The 17,464-nt window shown below is 41.9% G+C and carries 18 protein-coding genes and 2 pseudogenes; 8 read left to right on the plus strand and 12 right to left on the minus strand.

Translation table 11 applies throughout. The features are described from left to right. Window positions 1–9 precede the first annotated feature (9 nt). From OCV37_RS19330 to OCV37_RS19340, 3 genes are all read right to left on the minus strand, one after another. Window positions 10–615 (minus strand): thermostable hemolysin, encoded by a 606-nt coding sequence (locus OCV37_RS19330; protein WP_038177969.1) that lies wholly within the window; start codon window positions 613–615, stop codon window positions 10–12. Between the two features lie 179 nt (window positions 616–794). Further along, window positions 795–1,376: a class I SAM-dependent DNA methyltransferase gene (locus OCV37_RS19335; RefSeq protein WP_038177729.1), complete on the minus strand. Its 582-nt coding sequence runs from the start codon at window positions 1,374–1,376 to the stop codon at window positions 795–797. A gap of 237 nt (window positions 1,377–1,613) precedes the next feature. After that, on the minus strand, window positions 1,614–2,135 hold the full coding sequence (locus OCV37_RS19340) for a DUF3299 domain-containing protein (RefSeq protein WP_084717366.1): 522 nt from the start codon (window positions 2,133–2,135) through the stop codon (window positions 1,614–1,616). 195 nt (window positions 2,136–2,330) lie between these two features. Here OCV37_RS19340 and OCV37_RS19345 point away from each other — a divergent pair, with 195 nt between their 5' ends. Further along, window positions 2,331–3,812, plus strand: a complete 1,482-nt coding sequence (locus OCV37_RS19345) for an alkaline phosphatase (RefSeq protein ID WP_038177728.1) — start codon at window positions 2,331–2,333, stop codon at window positions 3,810–3,812. Window positions 3,813–4,212: 400 nt separating this feature from the next. Here the strand turns inward: OCV37_RS19345 and OCV37_RS19350 are convergent, their stop codons facing one another. Further along, window positions 4,213–5,169 (minus strand): transposase, encoded by a 957-nt coding sequence (locus tag OCV37_RS19350; RefSeq protein WP_038177726.1) that lies wholly within the window; start codon window positions 5,167–5,169, stop codon window positions 4,213–4,215. 329 nt (window positions 5,170–5,498) lie between these two features. Next, complete coding sequence (locus OCV37_RS19355; RefSeq protein WP_211252014.1) at window positions 5,499–6,470, minus strand: DMT family transporter; 972 nt, start codon at window positions 6,468–6,470, stop codon at window positions 5,499–5,501. 143 nt (window positions 6,471–6,613) lie between these two features. On the opposite strand from OCV37_RS19355, the gene OCV37_RS19360 reads away from it, so the two are divergent. After that, on the plus strand, window positions 6,614–7,522 hold the full coding sequence (locus OCV37_RS19360; RefSeq protein ID WP_211252013.1) for a LysR family transcriptional regulator: 909 nt from the start codon (window positions 6,614–6,616) through the stop codon (window positions 7,520–7,522). Between the two features lie 17 nt (window positions 7,523–7,539). On the opposite strand, the gene OCV37_RS19365 is transcribed toward OCV37_RS19360, so the two are convergent. Then, a complete protein-coding gene (locus OCV37_RS19365) occupies window positions 7,540–7,980 on the minus strand; it encodes an Lrp/AsnC family transcriptional regulator (RefSeq protein WP_038177967.1) in 441 nt (146 codons plus the stop codon). Between the two features lie 594 nt (window positions 7,981–8,574). Between OCV37_RS19365 and OCV37_RS19370 the strand changes: the two genes are divergently transcribed. Both OCV37_RS19370 and OCV37_RS19375 read left to right on the plus strand, forming a co-directional pair. Further along, window positions 8,575–9,549: a DUF1852 domain-containing protein gene (locus tag OCV37_RS19370; protein WP_038177723.1), complete on the plus strand. Its 975-nt coding sequence runs from the start codon at window positions 8,575–8,577 to the stop codon at window positions 9,547–9,549. A 31-nt stretch (window positions 9,550–9,580) separates the two neighbouring features. Continuing rightward, the gene (locus tag OCV37_RS19375) at window positions 9,581–10,609 is read left to right on the plus strand and encodes a methionine synthase (protein ID WP_038177965.1); all 1,029 of its coding nucleotides are present in this window, start codon (window positions 9,581–9,583) and stop codon (window positions 10,607–10,609) included. A gap of 236 nt (window positions 10,610–10,845) precedes the next feature. Here the strand turns inward: OCV37_RS19375 and OCV37_RS19380 are convergent, their stop codons facing one another. The 3 genes from OCV37_RS19380 to OCV37_RS19390 form a co-directional block, all read right to left on the minus strand. Then, window positions 10,846–11,526 (minus strand): DUF1826 domain-containing protein, encoded by a 681-nt coding sequence (locus OCV37_RS19380; RefSeq protein ID WP_038177721.1) that lies wholly within the window; start codon window positions 11,524–11,526, stop codon window positions 10,846–10,848. After that, window positions 11,523–12,728 (minus strand): zinc metallochaperone GTPase ZigA, encoded by a 1,206-nt coding sequence (gene zigA, locus OCV37_RS19385; protein WP_038177720.1) that lies wholly within the window; start codon window positions 12,726–12,728, stop codon window positions 11,523–11,525. Before zigA ends, OCV37_RS19380 begins: the two co-directional genes overlap by 4 nt. 247 nt (window positions 12,729–12,975) lie before the next feature. Beyond that, entirely contained in the window at window positions 12,976–13,551 is a 576-nt protein-coding gene (locus OCV37_RS19390; protein WP_051680188.1) for a DUF6630 family protein, read from the minus strand. A 296-nt stretch (window positions 13,552–13,847) separates the two neighbouring features. Between OCV37_RS19390 and OCV37_RS19395 the strand changes: the two genes are divergently transcribed. After that, complete coding sequence (locus tag OCV37_RS19395) at window positions 13,848–15,395, plus strand: hypothetical protein (protein WP_038177718.1); 1,548 nt, start codon at window positions 13,848–13,850, stop codon at window positions 15,393–15,395. 98 nt (window positions 15,396–15,493) lie between these two features. On the opposite strand, the gene OCV37_RS19400 is transcribed toward OCV37_RS19395, so the two are convergent. Continuing rightward, window positions 15,494–15,925, minus strand: coding sequence for a hypothetical protein (locus tag OCV37_RS19400; protein WP_038177717.1), 432 nt, complete (start codon window positions 15,923–15,925; stop codon window positions 15,494–15,496). Between the two features lie 249 nt (window positions 15,926–16,174). Between OCV37_RS19400 and OCV37_RS19405 the strand changes: the two genes are divergently transcribed. The 3 genes and pseudogenes from OCV37_RS19405 (at window position 16,175) to OCV37_RS19415 (ending at window position 16,841) form a co-directional block, all read left to right on the plus strand. Then, entirely contained in the window at window positions 16,175–16,375 is a 201-nt protein-coding gene (locus tag OCV37_RS19405; protein WP_038177715.1) for a hypothetical protein, read from the plus strand. A 76-nt stretch (window positions 16,376–16,451) separates the two neighbouring features. After that, window positions 16,452–16,577: pseudogene (locus OCV37_RS19410) on the plus strand (IS3 family transposase); the annotation flags it as partial. Window positions 16,578–16,640: 63 nt separating this feature from the next. Beyond that, the gene (locus OCV37_RS19415) at window positions 16,641–16,841 is read left to right on the plus strand and encodes a hypothetical protein (RefSeq protein ID WP_157634820.1); all 201 of its coding nucleotides are present in this window, start codon (window positions 16,641–16,643) and stop codon (window positions 16,839–16,841) included. A gap of 75 nt (window positions 16,842–16,916) precedes the next feature. On the opposite strand, the gene OCV37_RS19420 is transcribed toward OCV37_RS19415, so the two are convergent. Both OCV37_RS19420 and OCV37_RS19855 read right to left on the minus strand, forming a co-directional pair. Next, a complete protein-coding gene (locus OCV37_RS19420; protein WP_038177713.1) occupies window positions 16,917–17,156 on the minus strand; it encodes a hypothetical protein in 240 nt (79 codons plus the stop codon). 7 nt (window positions 17,157–17,163) lie between these two features. Then, a pseudogene (locus OCV37_RS19855) lies at window positions 17,164–17,457 on the minus strand (RHS repeat-associated core domain-containing protein); the annotation flags it as partial. Window positions 17,458–17,464 lie beyond the last annotated feature (7 nt).

Consider the following 17,464-nt stretch of genomic DNA (forward strand, 5'->3'; position numbering starts at 1 on the left):
GACAATATCTCACTCTATACAGATCCCTTTGATTAGCCAGTAACGCTTCAAATGGGCCAAGCTTTGTTGAAGATCGCCGGCAACAATTCGGGGACGAAGCTGGTAATAACGTCCCCACTGTTCAGCGTTATTGACCCGTTGAGCATCAGCTTGAGCAACGACGACTGGGTTTAGCCCTAAGCGTTTCATCAGCGCATAAAGCGGATCGGTAACGGTGCAGATACACCATTGATACCCCATCTCAACCAAGCGTTGGGCAATCAGGTAAAAATGAAATGGTGATACCCCTTTGGAAAACGAAGCCAGTTGCCCGAACTCAATCAGCGTAGATCGCTCGATAGTCTGTGCAAAAGCTTCGGAGACGGCCTTTTCAGCCGTACAATCCAAATATTGCTCCAAAAATAACGGGGCCTCAGAAGCAGACCGATAACCACAAATTGACTGAATTTCCTCTCCGTGCAGCAAAGCTAAAAACAGTGGCATGAATTGCTCAATATTGGCATCAAATGCATATGAATATCTCTCGGCTACATACCTCTCAATCTGATAACGCATGGGATGCGTCTCACCAATCATTTCTAATGTCATTGAAGAATCGCGCAGAGCTGCTTGCATCATTCAACCCTCTTGAAGACCTGAAATCAGCATAAGAGATGAAACTTAAGAAAAACTTAAGAGAGAAACCTTAAGAAAAAGAAGGTATAAAAAAACAGCGCCATGAATCATGCGCTGTTTTCTAAAACTAGAATTAAAATTGAGATGACAATTGAAATGCGTCAAGTTTTAACGATAAGTTATTTAATTGCAATCCCCATCATGACAGACATCATCCCTTGCTTGGTTTTAATCTTAAAGACCTGAGCCACATTCACCTGCGCAAAACCAGCTTGAATCAACTCATCTTGCATCTCGATCATGCCAAGCCCAGATGTTCTGTCTTCATCATCAATGATCCAGTCCCAGTGAATAAAAGTACTTCCCTGATTGAGTAGCGAATAAATAATCTCTAAAGACTCCGCTAAATGCGGTAAAAATTCACATACAGAGACAGCAACCACTAAATCAAACTGTTTACGAAACGCTGGATGCTGAGCAACGAGCCCTCTCGTCAAAGCATCAACAACCGGCTCAACATTAACAAGTTCTTTTTTATCGAGCTCTTCGATCATGGCCTCAGATGAGTCCAATGCAACAATTGAGCGAGCTTGTGGCGACATCATTTCACTTAACAAGCCAGTGCCACATCCGAAATCCAGAATGTGTTTGCCTTCCAAATGAATACGCTTTGTTAATTCAGCAAATACTTTTTCTGTCAGATCTCTATTCACCTGATCAGATTCCCAAGCCGTAGCGAGTTCATCCCAATCCTTCGCCATCGTGACCTCCATCCAACTCCGATTCAGGGCTTAGGATAACCAAAACCATCTTCGCTTCATAGCGTTACCGCTTTATCACCATACAGATTTGTCACCTACGTCCCAACTCGCTATCACGAAAATAGAAAATTGGTCATTAGACCAGCAGTTTTCAGTAAAAAAACCGCTGCCGCGTCTGTCCTCTAAAACACGAAAACCGATCGCAGCAATGTCTGTCCCTCTTACTTTCCCTCTTACTTATCCACGATTGTCGGACTCATAATCGTCAAGATCCTGCCCATACAATACATATCCGGTTTCCCCTAAATCCAGATTCATCGTTTCAGTTTTAAGCCGGCCGACCACATACACAATATCCCATAGTTGTCGGATCGGAGCACCATGCTCAAATTTGACATAAATAATCTGATTCGGAGGTGGGGGCGGAACATGAATACATGCGCCAAGAAATGGCACCAACAGAAATTCTGTCACGGTTTTATCATCCCCCTCCAATGGAATCACAAATCCGGGGATTCTCACCATTTTTCCATCCAGATCATGTCGAACACCACCAATTTTCAACTGTGGCGGCGTATCATCGTCATGATCAATGGGGGTCGTGCGAACCGGAGGCTCTTGATGGCGCTCTCCCTCAGGAATTAAATCTTCCCATGACAACGTCATCACTGACTGTTGCTGAGTCTGTGCACTGACATGTCCTGACAGTAAAAAACCGATGTAAAAAAATACCAGCCAAACCGCTTTTCTTTCAATCATAGGTGCATCCAAGGCTTTATTTTGAGGATTGATTTGTCTTGAACCTCAATATACTGAATCAATCGATAAAAAATACAGCCATATGAAAATTTAATGATTTATTCATAAATGATTCATGTTTTTCAGTGTTAATAGGCAGATGAACTTAATGTGGTATCAGTGGATATTATAAGAAAGAAAACACGGAGAATTTTTGTGAAAAACACTCATATTTTATTAGCCAGTGGACTGATGGCGTCACTTGTCGGTTGTGCATCAACGAGTGATACATCTCAAGTCAATACACCGCAAAAAAACGATGCTTGGTTTGTTCAGGCTCAACAACAGATTGCGAAAGCAAAAGCGAATCAACCGATTAATAAACCTGCTAAAAATGTCATTCTGTTTGTCGGTGACGGCATGAGTGTTGGGACTATCACTGCTGCTCGAATTTATGAAGGACAGCGTCGAGGAATGCTGGGTGAAGAGTATCAACTCGCTATGGAGCAGCTTCCTTATGTCGCCCTTTCTAAGACTTATAATACCGATGCCCAAACGCCAGATTCAGCGGGTACAGCAAGCGCGATGGTTACTGGCGTGAAAACCAAACAAGGCGTGATCAGCATCGATGATCACGTTCAAAGGGGTTTCTGTAATACCCAAATCGGTCACGAAGCTAAGACAGCCTGGGAAATGGCTGCCGAGAAAGGTTTGTCCGTCGGTGTCGTTTCAACGGCGCGTATTACACACGCAACGCCAGCAACGACGTATGCTCATTCAGCTGATCGTAACTGGGAAAACGATACGAAACTCCCAAACATCGCTAAAAACCAAGGTTGTATTGACATTGCGCAACAATTGATCAATTTCAACGGTGGTAAAGGGATGGATGTTGTTTTCGGTGGTGGACGTCGTGAGTTCTTACCCGTAACAACCGTTGATCCAGAGGGTAAAAAAGGCAAACGTAAAGATGGTCGTAACCTGATTTCTGAATGGCAGGCAAAACACCCGAATGCACAGTACGTTTACGATAAAACCGGATTTGATGCGCTGAATGGCAATACCAAACAAGCATTTGGTCTGTTTGAAAGTAGCCATATGAAATATGAAGCGGATCGCAGAGACGGTGAACCATCTGTGGCAGAAATGACAGCCAAAGCGATTGATATTCTGTCCAAAAATAAAGACGGCTATCTGCTGATGGTTGAAGCCGGACGTATCGACCACGCTCATCATGACGGCAACGCAGCCCGTGCATTGATTGATACCGTTGCATATGATGATGCGATCAAAGCTGCATTAGACAAGACCAATCCAGAAGACACGCTCATCATTGTCACTGCAGACCACGCGCACACCTTGATTTCGAACGGTTATGCCGACCGTGGTAACCCGATTCTCGGTCTGTCAAAGAAAAATGGCCAGTACAACGTAGATGATTATGGTAAACGCTATACCACACTGTCATATGGGAATGGCCCTGGTGCGGTTAAAGGTGCACGCTCTAACCCAACAGAAAAAGAAGTGATGGATCTAGATTACAGACAGCAATCACTAGTGAAACTGTCCTCTGAAACACACTCAGGTGAAGATGTTGCTATTTTTGCCCGCGGGCCTGAAGCCTATCTTTTCCAAGGTGCCGTAGAGCAAAATTATATCTTCCATGTAATGAATGAAGCTCTGGGTTTAACCAAGTAACTAGGTTGTGACGGCCATAGTGTATACGTCTGTATGTATAATGAATGTGGCACGAAAGTAAAAAAGGCAACCATAAAAAACCATGCTTAGGCATGGTTTTTTTGTTATTTGGACAGATACTTTAAGAAATGCACTTTTATCCGGACACTCGCAATATGCGTATGGTTTATTTGGACACACACTTTAAAGAATGCTTTTATCTGGACACATACAATATGGATGTACAAAACATGCATACCAAAAACGGATCTTATTGGAGAGACGGCTGTCCAAATAGAAAGAACAAGCCAAAGCTGTAATACTGCGTGGGTATATCAGAGTATTTTCAAAAAAAAATCAATATGTCACATATATCTCTGAGTATATCTGTTAGATGATTTGAAGTTTATCCGGTAGGAGATTAAATCGATAATCCATGAATTCGTTGTTTGTTTAATTTGATTTTTACTGAATGTAATTGCTCCGATGTGCCAATCCAAAGACAACGTTTTTGTTTCAGTCGAGAACACAACTCAAGACTTTCCTTCTGCCCCAAAGATAAACGAATCAAAATTGCAGGCTGATGACGATCAATATAACCCGTTTTTCCCTCCCGCATCTGCCGTCCAACCCAATCCACCCATTCAAGGTAATCAAGTAAACGAAACGGAATCGTATCTGATTTGTCCAGATTTATGTCCCTGGCAAACGGTAGAAGTCCTTGTGGCTTAGATTGACAATGTGCGAGCGAATCAAAACGTCTTTTGATCGAAGTATATTGTGAAGTTTCTGGTGTCGGTGAGATACCAGCCCGAACCGGATTTAAATCCGTATACGCCATGGCAGCTAACAGTGCCTTTTCATCCAGTAAAGCCTGTGATTTAAATCGCCCCTCCCAAAAATGGCCACCACACTGATCCTCTTTGTTTGCTTGCCTGGCAATACTAAAATTGAGCTCTTTCATAAACCAGCTCAGAGAGTACAGGCGCTCCCGCCAGAGATGAATTATTTTTCTACATATCGATATATCAGCCGTTGATGCCTGCCCTTGCAAGTAACGCAAAATCTGTGGCGGTAATAGATGTTCCTTCGCCCAACGTTCAATAACAGCTTGATCTGAAAGCTGCTCAGCTTTTTCTTGATTAATATGAACAACCAAATGATAGTGATTATTCATCACTGCGTAGGCGCAGATGCCAATACAGTAGACTTTAGCCAAGGCCAGAATACGTTGTTCTACCCAATGACGACGGTGCTCGTAAGACTGTCCGGTGAGTGGGTCTTGCCCACACAGAAAAGCACGTCTGACACAGCGGGATACACAGTGGTAGTAAGCAGTAGTATTGAGAGAAACAAGTTGCGCTCTGGCGATTGTCATCAGAAAAATCCATGTGGACAAGTGAGTTCACAAAAGTATTTCAAATCATAAAGTTAAGATAAATAGGGAATATTGTATGATACGTATCATGTAGTAATTTCTATGTAACTGTTATGTCGCTCAAGAATGACATACGCCGCTTATTTTAAGGCGTCTGCCCCTGTTCCACATCCAAGTCCGTCGCTGCGCCTAAAGTGTCTGTCCTCAGAACCACAGAACCACAGAACAAAAAAACCATGCCGGATATAAAATCTGCAGCATGGTTTTTATTTTATATAGCGTCTGTCCTCGGTACACCGGGCTAAAACATCTGTCCCTGGTAAACCAAATCAGGCCGTAGATGGCTCCGTCACCTCACTGGTCGTCACTTTCTCACGACGCTTAACATTAACAAGCTGGACACTAATCGCGGCAAATACGACTAATCCCATACCACACAAACTCAACCAATCCGCTTGTGCTGCCTTTATCACGTCTGTCCACCATCCCATGGCAACACATAATTCAGTTAGCAAAAAGGCCATCACGGGAGTGACAGCAATAACAGAACTCACTTGTACCGTTTTCCAATAGGTCAGCGATTTAGCAAAAGCCCCATAAGCCACGACAGTATTCAGGCAACAAAACAGAGCGATTAACCACTCTTCCAGTGACATTTTCAGTAAATCAGCCGGAGATGTCAGGGGTAACATGACAACCATCGCCATAAGATAAATCCCCAACAATATGTTGGAAGAATCGAGGTATTTAAAGAGGGATTTCTGTACCAGTGCGTAAAAACTCCATGTCAGTGCAGACACGAATATAATGCTCAGGCCTGTCAGCAAAGCGACCGTTTCAGTTTCACTCCCACTACGCAGCACCGGATGGAAAAAGGTCAACAGCCCAGCGAACAATAATGCAAAACATCCCCATTGCTGCCATGAAATGTATTCTTTAAAAAAGACCGCTCCTCCAATTGCCAAAAACAAAGGCGCCATTTGCATACTTAATTGGGAGGCTCCCGGAGTCAGATAAACCAAACTCCATGCATAGCAGGTGTAATTAATCATTAATAACACGCCTGCCAGCCCCAAACGCAGCCATTCTGAACGTCTTAACTGCCGATACTGAACCAAGCGATTGTTTCGCTTTTGCCATAACCAAACGATGACACCGGCAACCGTAAAGCGTAACCATGTAAGCGTCACCGGATCAGCAAAATCATTTGATAATTTCAATGCTATCGCAATCATCCCCCACGAGATCATGGTGGTACAACTCAATAACAGCCCATATATAAAGTTACGTGATATATTCACCACTCATCCCCTTGAGAGAAAAAATACGCATCCTCCCTATATGATGCGGTTCTCTTTGCAAACAATCCAATGCATAATGTTTCTAACAATTATGCAAGAAACGGGATAAATGGATGCTATCGTCAGAGCTACAGCATGTAGATATGAAATCATTAATGGGATTACTCTATCTGCTGGAAGAACGCAACGTCAGTAAAGCCGCCAACCGGCTATTTTTAAGTCAGTCTGCGATGAGTCGACTGTTACAACGCTTGCGTGACGCCTTTGACGATCCACTGTTTATTAGAACCTCAAAAGGTATGGTTCCGACCGCAAAAGCCGCAGTTCTTGAATATCCCATTCGACAGATGGTTGAGCAAATGGCAGGGCTCAACTCGACCCGAAGTTTTTCTCCGGCCCAAAGTGAACGCTCATTTCGCTTGCAGACAACTCACTATCAGGCTCAAGCTTATGTCCCTTACATCGCTTCTCGGTTTTATCAAGATGCACCACATGCTTCACTCGAAACCAGCACCATCACAGAAAGCAGTTTGATCCATTCAACCCAGCATCATATTGATGTCGTGCTCGTGAGCAATTACATTCAGGTACCAAACTCATTTGAACGATGCCTGCTTGGACGGGAGAAGTTCGGTTGTATTATGTCCAAAAATCATCCGCTGGCGAAGAAAGACCAAATCACATTGGATGACTATATTCGACATAACCATATTCTGGTGAGTATGGGAGGTACATCCCGGAATTTTATTAATGATGCACTGAAAGAACAGGTCAGAGAGCGGCGATTTTCTTTCCGAACGCCTTATTTTCTTGCTGCCTTAGCAACTGTAGGACAGACCGATTTACTGCTGAGCTCCAGCCGTTTGCTGGCCGAACGATTCCAGAAACAGTTCGGCCTGACCATCCGGGATCTCCCCTTCCCTTTCCCTGATCCGGAATATTATCTCTGCTGGCCTAAAGCGCTGACAGAGGATCCCGGGAGTCAATGGTTTCGCTCACTTTGCCGTAAAATGATTCTCGAGATGATTCCTTATCCAGAGCATAATCACTAATATCTGAATCGGACCACTTAACGCTCGTCTTTCGGTGAATCCATTACCACCATAGTCGTGATGGAATTCACATGTGCACATTCCCCTAAAACTTCAGAGTGAAAGCGCTTATAAGACAGTAAATCCTTGGTCTCAACCCGAAGTAAGTACTCATTGTCACCTGTAATGTTATGACACTCAGTCACCTCTGGAGCAAACTGTACATCCGCTTCAAATGCCAGTTGAGCGCTTTTACTATGATCCGATAACCCAATAGAAACATAAGCAACAAAACCAATCTCTAATTTATGCTTATCTATGACCGCTCGGTAACCTTTAATCGTGCCATTGCGTTCCAGCTCCTGAACTCTTCGTAATGTTGCCGAAGGCGATAAACCAACTCGCTCAGCAAGTTCAACATTCGAGATTCGTCCAAAACGAGCCAACTCTTGCAATATTTTTTCGTCAAATCGATCCATCATTTCACGCTTTGTGTTTAAGAGCAGTCCTCAAGGTATAGTAACGACGGCGGTTATAATGTAAACCCGTTTCTTTATCGCTTCTGCCCCTACTGCCGCTAACAGGACATTCACCTTAACAGGTCGCTCGGTTCTGTGATTCCCCGGCAAGGACAGGCATCTAATAAGGACAGTCAGTTTTAGTCCGTCAACTTTATTGCCTTCAAAGTGACTGTCCTTATTATAAAATCAGATTGGTACTTGTATGATCACAAAGGATCACAAAGCGACTGTCCTTGCACCAAAACTCAGTAGCTGCCCTGCAAATCAAAAACCGACTGTCCCCATAGTCTGTCCCCATCATCTGTCCCCGGCTATTCATGAATTTTTCTCATGTTGCATGTGAATTAAAATGAATTTTAATCAACTAACAAACCAAGTATAAAAATAAACAGCGCTTCACGTTAAATAAATGACTGTCGGATTGGATCCAGACGATTCTGAAAAATAGCAAAATACAGTGGAGTCACGAATGGGAAACTAAAAACATAACTATCCCCATCAAAAGAGTCGCAAATAAGTTCAGCTTTTTAAGGAAATAGGATAACGCTCACCATGAACGACAATTTTACATTTGCAATTAAAAGCATTTGTTTTGATGAAAATTATCAACCATCAGACAATACGCGTATCACGACTAACTTTGCCAATTTAGCTCGGGGGGAGAGTCGCCAAGAGAATCTGCGTAATACCCTGAGAATGATTGATAATCGTTTCAACGCATTAGCACATTGGGATAACCCAAAAGGTGAGCGCTACTCTGTCGAGCTTGAAATCATCTCGATTGACATGGATATTCAAGGCAATGGCCAGGTATTTCCATCGATTGAAGTTCTGAAAACCAACATTGTTGATCACAAAACCAACCAACGTATTGACGGTATTGTCGGGAATAATTTCTCTTCTTATGTGCGAGATTACGATTTTAGTGTGCTCTTGTTAGAGCATAACAAGAATCAGCCTCAATTCAGTATTCCCAAAAACTTTGGAGATCTGCATGGCAAACTGTTTCAGTCTTTCGTCAATTCAGACATATACAAACAACATTTCAAAAAGCGTCCTGTCATCTGTCTGAGTGTCTCAGATAATAAGGTCTACCATCGCACAGGCAATCAGCATCCTATTTTAGGATTTGAATATCAGCCGAATGAGTCATCTTTGACGGAGCAATACTTCAAAAAAATGGGGTTGCAGGTTCGCTACTTTATGCCACCCAATAGTGCAGCACCACTGGCATTCTATTTCTTTGGTGACTTGTTAAATGATTACTCAAATCTTGAGCTCATCAGTACCATTAGCACCATGGAGACGTTCCAAAAGATTTACCGGCCAGAAATCTATAATGCCAACGCGATTGCAGGTGTCTCTTATCAGCCGAATCTGAAGAACCGTGATCATTCATTCACTCGAATTGTTTATGACCGTGAAGAACGCAGTCAACTCGCGATTGAACAGGGGAAATTTGCTGAAGAGCACTTCATCAAGCCCTATCAGGCGATACTTGAACAATGGACAGCAGCTTACGCTTAATCAATCACGAGCACGAATGGCAGAATTAACGATGAAAAAATTATTACCGACTTCAACAGCAGGCAGCCTACCGAAACCTTCTTGGCTGGCACAACCGGAAACGCTTTGGTCACCTTGGAAACTAGAAGGGGCAGAACTCACTGACGGCAAACAGGATGCATTACGTCTGTCCTTACACGAACAACAACTGGCTGGGGTCGATATTGTCAGTGATGGTGAACAAACACGCCAACACTTTGTGACCACCTTCATTGAACACCTTGATGGGGTTGATTTCGAAAATCGTAAGACAGTGAAGATTCGTAATCGCTACGAAGCAAATGTTCCAACGGTGGTCGGCCCGGTAAGCCGCACAAAACCTGTCTTTGTCGAAGATGCGAAGTTTCTGCGTCAGCAAACAAAACAGCCGATTAAATGGGCGCTACCCGGGCCGATGACGATGATCGATACCCTTTATGATGACCACTATAAAAGCCGTGAAAAACTGGCTTGGGAATTTGCCAAGATACTGAATCAAGAAGCAAAAGAACTAGAAGCAGCCGGCGTCGATATTATCCAGTTTGATGAGCCTGCTTTTAATGTGTTCTTCGATGAAGTGAACGACTGGGGAATTGCCTGTTTAGAAAAAGCTATCGAAGGGCTCAAGTGTGAGACGGCGGTCCATATTTGCTATGGTTACGGCATCAAAGCGAATACCGATTGGAAAAAAACATTAGGCTCTGAGTGGCGACAGTACGAGGAGATATTCCCTAAACTACAGCAATCGAATATCGATATTATCTCACTTGAGTGCCACAACTCCCACGTCCCGATTGAATTACTTGAACTGATTCGAGGCAAAAAAGTGATGGTCGGTGCGATTGATGTCGCAACCAATACAATTGAGACACCCGAAGAAGTCGCCAATACTCTGCGCGAAGCACTGAAATATGTCGATGCAGATAAACTCTACCCTTGCACCAACTGTGGTATGGCACCGTTGCCCCGTGAAGTTTCCACGGCAAAATTGAATGCTCTCAGTGCAGGTGCGGCAATCATCCGGAAAGAACTTTCGGCTTAAAGCGGCTACGAGTACATCAAGAAATCACATACAAACAAAATGAAGCCAAACGCTGCTCATAACGTACGACCACACTGTTCCGCGTGCACAAAACAACGGTTGCGCTCTTGCAACCGTTGATATTCTCTTCCTTACCCGAATTTGTATGGACACACACTTTTGCTCGTAGCAGATATTGAAGTGTCTGTCCCTGTTAGCTTCCCTGTTAGCTGGTCTCAAGATCGCTGTAAACGCTCTTATTGGCGCGGCACCATATCTAGTGTCAGCAGTAAACGCCTTTCATTGGGGGCAACCTCCGGCGAACGATGGATCACACCGCGGTGCTCATTTCCTTCCCAGCCACCACCTTTGAGTAAAGCAACGTCTCCAACCCCTAGCTGTTGAATCTCTGAAGAGCTCTGAAACAGACCGGATAAATGATCCGGCTGACCAAGACTGCCAGCACCCAACTTACTGCGATCAACCGAATCATTTTTAAGCCACTCGGTCGCTTCACCCACATAGGTTGTAACCAGCCGACACGGTATTTGATCAACATGAAATTTCGGACACATCGGTCTATCGAGAATAGTCAGCCTTAATCCTGCTGCCTCCATATCAAATAAACAGCAGAACATATCGACAATCAGCGCGATATCTTGACTGAGTGCATCGGCACAGCAGAATGGTTCCAATTGACTGCGAAGCAATACCGCAGCGTTATCAGGGGTAACAGTTTTCACCACTGTGAGTGAATCTCGCGCTCGAAGCATTTCTTGAATACCGAGCTTTAACTCAGCCGATAGCGTCCGTTGCCAAACGGCAATGTTATTTTCCGGCTGATAGATATCAGTCAAGATACTGGGTTCGGTCCCAACGGATGCGAGTATACGACCAACAGAACAGGAATGAGGCGTTACCGCTAAGCTGGCATTCATGCATCAACCTCCCAGTCAACAAAAGGATCCGGTAATGTTTGCCAGAAATCGTTCCCGGCTAATAGCTCTTCCTCACTTAATAAACACGCATCAAGCGCTTTGAGCATGGCCACCTGATCCAGTCCCTGACCAATAAATACCAACTCCTGACGCATATCACCAAAAGGCTCGACCCACTGCTCTTCAATCGCCGCTAAATAGTCGGGATCCGTTGGCCACTGCGTTTTGGGTATCGCTTTCCAAAACATTCCGGCAAAACCATAGTGAGCAATCCCCCCGGCTTGATTCCACTGTCCGGCAAATTCCGGGCGTGACGCCAACCAGAAATACCCTTTTGAACGAATCAATTTGCCGAAAGTCGTCGTGTTATGGACAAAGTGATAAAACTTCTCAGGATGAAAAGGACGACGAGCCTGATAACTAAAACTGCTGATACCATATTCTTCCGTTTCCGGAATATGTTCTCCGCGTAGCTCTTTTAGCCAGCCGGGTGCTTGTTGCGCCCGCTCAAAATTAAACAATCCCGTATCCAACACATCAGAGATATCAATCTGTCCATTTTGGATCGGAATAATGCGGGCATGGGTATTCAATGTTTTCAAGATGGCAGTCAAACGCGCCACCTCTTCAGAATCGGCGAGATCTGTTTTACTTAATAAAATCACATCTGCAAACTCGACCTGATCAATCAACAAATCAGAAACACTGCGTTCATCCTCTTCCCCGAGATGTTCACCGGTCTCTTGCAACGACTGAGCGGCTTCGTAATCCCGTAAAAAATTCATAGCATCAACGACCGTCACCATGGTATCCAACCGAGCAACATCAGACAGAGAAATCCCTTCATCATCAGCAAACGTAAATGTCTCAGCAACCGGTAGTGGCTCAGAAATGCCGGTAGATTCAATCACCAGATAGTCAAAACGATTCTCTTTTGCTAGCTTACTCACTTCAACCAGCAAATCTTCCCGCAAGGTGCAGCAAATACAACCGTTGCTCATTTCCACCAGTTTCTCTTCTTGATGATTCAACGACACTTCATTTTTCACGGTGGCAGAGTCGATATTGATTTCACTCATATCATTGACGATAACAGCAACACGTCTCCCCTGACGGTTATTGAGAATATGGCTCAGCACTGTCGTTTTTCCTGCCCCGAGAAAACCCGATAGTACAGTGACCGCAATTTTTTTCTGATTCATCTATCGCACTCCAAAACCGGACCTATGTCTCGATTGATTTCTTGTTATGGTCTGTCCTGCCAATCCTCAGCAATTGAAGCTGATGATTAGGCATAATGGATATGTTATAACATAACAATACAAAATGCGATATACTGTCTGTCCACCTATTGGATGGACACACACTTTTGTTCTTGGCTCTCTTCTGTCTTTTACTTATAGCGATGTAGGGGTGTCTGTCCCCATTAGGAGACAAACCGAGGGAGCACTACTGCTCGTTGACGTGATCCAATTCTATTAACTTCAAACCAAAACGATTCCCAAGTTTCATAAACTTCTCACAAGACGGAGAATCACACACAAAACCTTCATATTGATCTGAGCCCTGATCCCATAAAACAAACTGATATCCTCTCGCTTGCAACCAGATATCAAAAGTGACCAGCGCCTGCCACACACTCTCATCATCCGACTGCGTGCTCAGTGTAAATGTATCCTGTATACATGTATATTTTATGACTTCATTTGCTTGAGGCTCCACTTCATCAATGTCTCTCCAATCAATACTCAAATTTACCCAATACCCTTCCTCTTTCAGTTCGTATAAAGCAGTTTCAATTAATTCACTATGATTCTTACCGTATACATCATCCATGATTTTATTGATTTGAGGGGATTGAACTTCATCTGGCAACCCTGAGAACAGCATTGAAAGAAAATTTATCAGGCGATACCTTTGAAAATAGTAGTTAGCCAAAAACAGGGGTGAACCCAGCACCACAATAGAATAAATGATAATTTTTAAAAAAAACCTGAATAGATTAATCACGTGTATATAAATCATATTTTAGAACATAGTAACTCTCACTATAACGGCCAACATATGTAGCGGTCAATTAGGATAAAAGCTGCCCCCAGAGGCGTATCCCTCTTCACCTTTGCTCTTCCATGAATTGCGATACGAGTTAATTGAACTATGAAATATAAAAGTCTTGATGTTTACCCAATCAAATGATATTTTTTCTTGTTACATAAAATACTAGCTAACATTTATATAGTTTGTAAGGATAAAAATCCAAAAACACAGTAAAATCCATATATATCACTTTTATCAAAACATAAATACAGTAGGAATCAAGAGTGCATTCTCAAAATAGCCATGAAGTAGATATTCTAAAAGAAGCACAGAAAGAAATAAAAAACCACGAAACTGATGACTTCGAGAAAGATACACTATCCGCCCTATATGCATTGGTGTCTATATATGTCCCATCTTTTTTTCTCTGGTTGTTTCTTTTAGAGGACTACCAAGAGTTTAAGAAAGATATCGGTATATTAGTAATTATCTATATTTTTTCTCTTTTTCTTTCTATACTATTTCTATACTTACTAAAACCAAGGTCCAAAAAAGTAACTGATGTTATGTCTGTTACAGGAAAAATAAAAATGATCGATCCTTCTAAGGGTTATCATGAAGAAATAGGTGCAGAGCCGCCACCTTATTATTACTTGGAAATCACGAATAGTAACAAGCCGATAAAATCAACCGTAATAAACCCATATCAAAACAGATGTATATCTGCAATATTAAAGAACAAAAATATCGATACTCACATAAAATGTAATGTCGCTTTCATAGAGCCTCATCAACCAATTCATAAACTCACCGAAATGGCCGAAGGTTCTATTAGTCTGCTCCCCTTTGAGCACTATTGTACATATAGTGATAATAACCTTATCAAAATTTCAGAAAATAGCTGGGTTGCTCCACAACACAGAGGGAATCAACCTGAATTTTCAACACCAAGAGAATATCTGCAACTCAATCATAAGAAAAAATTTATCTGTGAAGCCAACCTCAGTTATAAAATGGACAGAATCAAATTCTTATATATTGACATAGATACTTTAAAAGAAGACTCTGAAAAAACCATAAGTAAACCGAATATAAAGAATGTTATCGATCACACCCATGAAAATTATCAATTTATGGATGTCCGAACTGCTGTCAACACTACAAAGGACCGAAAAGGACCCGGATTCATTACATGTTGTTTCATTGCTTATTTAATTAATTATTTTTTCACCGACTACATTGAAGCAATACCTAACCTAAGCTTTTACATCAATATTTTAATTTCAACCTTACTTGCAATAAAATTGATTTCCATGGTATTTATCCCCCTGAAGGTATCACCACCTATCCGGTTAAATAGGATAAATAAAGAAATTTATGTATTTCACAAAGAAAGCTTATATAGAATTCCATGGGAAAGAAGCGACTTTTCAATCGTAGCAAATCAGAAAAATGATAAAGTCACGTATAACCTCAATCTATGGTTAGATCCAAAGTTTGATATATATAGAAAAAGCAACACCGTTAAGCCGCTCACTATTTATAGTGCAGATAATTTACATGCGAGAGTATTCTTCTTCTGGGACTATATGAATCGGTACATGAAATTTGATGTGTACTTTGAAAAGCTTAAGAAAACAACAGAAGAAACAGAGAAAGTAAGTCTTTATACAAAAGTCATTAGATTTGCTATGGCGTTATTATTCTTACCAATCATATTAATTTTTCTTTCTTCATCTAAATTATCATTAAGATCAAAAATAAATCCATTTAAAATAAAATGGCCTAAAGAGGTTCATAATTGGAGCAAATACACATCAAACTGGTATTAGCCATATAAATTTTGACACTTTCCAAGAATACAAAAATATAGCTTAAGTGAAGCGTTTTTCTTAAGCTATATATATTTAATATGTTATTCTTTAGATCTTTATTTATCGGTTTTAACTTTAAAAACAGCAACTACGATTTTTGTAGCCGGCACAACAGATATGCAGAAGCCAATCAAATATAATAATGCTACTGCACCTGGTTGCGCTATAAATAAGACCAAAAAAATACAGGGAATCGAAATTACAAGTAAAACTGGAGCAGGTATAAAAAAGAATGTCAAAAGTAAAATAGGTATACCTAGGTATACAGTATAATCATTTGCTCCACCTAGCACGGCAATCAGAACAAGAGAAATTAATAAAAACAAACCAATTGCTGTAGAAGATTTTTCGCTAATATAATCATTTAGGTATAAATAAAGTTTGAATTGAATCCCACCAAAAATCGCAAAAAAAACACATGGCACACCTAGGATTATAGAACCGATAGTCACCGTAGCTGAACTAACATCTAAGCCCAAAATAGTCATAAATAAGTGACATCCTTATAAATTTCACAAACTATTCACTATATCCTGTTATCATCATCGTGTACAGATAAGTGACAGTTTCATCAAGCTATCGATGATTCACTTCCCCATATCATCAACTCAATTCAAGCCTGTTGATGTAATAAAAGCTGAGCAAGCAATACAGGAACCAATTACATCTACACCTTGGTCTAGTCCATCTAGGAACTCCCGTGGTGAAATTATTTTGCTCACTATACAGAAATATAAATGATGTCCGAAACCATCCCTTACAATCACGAGTTTGCCCAAAAAGCCCGCGAATATTTGCGTCAGTTAGAAGAAATATTCGAAGCCGAACAGCGGCACAACAGTCAAGAGCTACGCAACGTACTGCTGTATCTGAATAATCTGATTACTACTCATTATGTGCGCTACCATCAAGAGATTGACAGGGAGAATTTGGTGTAGTTATTTGGATTTCGAGCCGCAATTGCGGCTCGTTTTGAAATATAAGATGTAACTAGTCGGCTATGTCCCTGACCATATAACTCGTTACATCACAGGTTATTACAGCCAACTTAGGCCCCATCAATATAATGGTGGGCTGACACCCAATGAGTCTGAGCGACTGTATTGGAAAAACGCTAAAACCGTGCCCAATTTTAGTTGACCACTACACCCGAGCGTAGGAACTCCCGTGGTGAAATTATTTTGATCACTATCCAGGAGTCAAATGATGTACGAAACCATTCCTTATAATCCCGAGTTCGCCCAAAAAGCCCGCGAATACCTGCGTCAGTTAGAAGAAATGTTTGAAGCCGAACAGCGGCACAACAGTCAAGAGCTACGCAATGTGCTGCTGTATCTGAATAATCTGATTACCACTCATTATGTGCGCTACCATCAAGAGATTGACGGGGAGGATTTGGTGTAGTTATTTGGTTTATTTGGATTTCGAGCCGCGGTTGCGGCTCGTTTTAAGCATCTAAAATCTTAAAAATAAACACAATTACAGAAGGTCTTCTTCCCAACCTTTAGCTTCCTCTAACAAAATCTCTTTCGCCAGATCAAAAGTATCTGCTTTACCATCTAAATGATCATTTGGTCCAGATGTTCTTGATTCTGCACTAGACCATACTTCATAAGCATCTCCGTTTTTAGCAATACTTATAATAACATCTGTACCATCAGAAAATGTTCGTTGAAGGGAGTAGCCTTTCTCATTTTCTATTTCATTCCAGTCGTTCATTGCTGCCTCATTGTTTTAATTTTCGCGCGGACTTAATTTCGTTGATATCATCTTTAGTTAATGTCGTTGGGGCATCACGATTGAAATGCTCCTGATTGATGATCTCATCAAACTTTTCCTGCGTCATCGGGATATGTTCCGGCTTTTTGAAGTTCGCCGTATTCCCCGAATATGTATCACTAGGAGGACAACTCCCCACACACTGCGTCAACCCCAGCGGATCCAACCACCCCGTCGGATTTTTCACATACTGGTAGTTGTTTAAACCACCTGCCAAACCAATCGGGTCGGGGGTGATAAAGCGACCG

This window comes from Vibrio rhizosphaerae, from assembly GCF_024347095.1.
Lineage (GTDB): Bacteria > Pseudomonadota > Gammaproteobacteria > Enterobacterales > Vibrionaceae > Vibrio > Vibrio rhizosphaerae.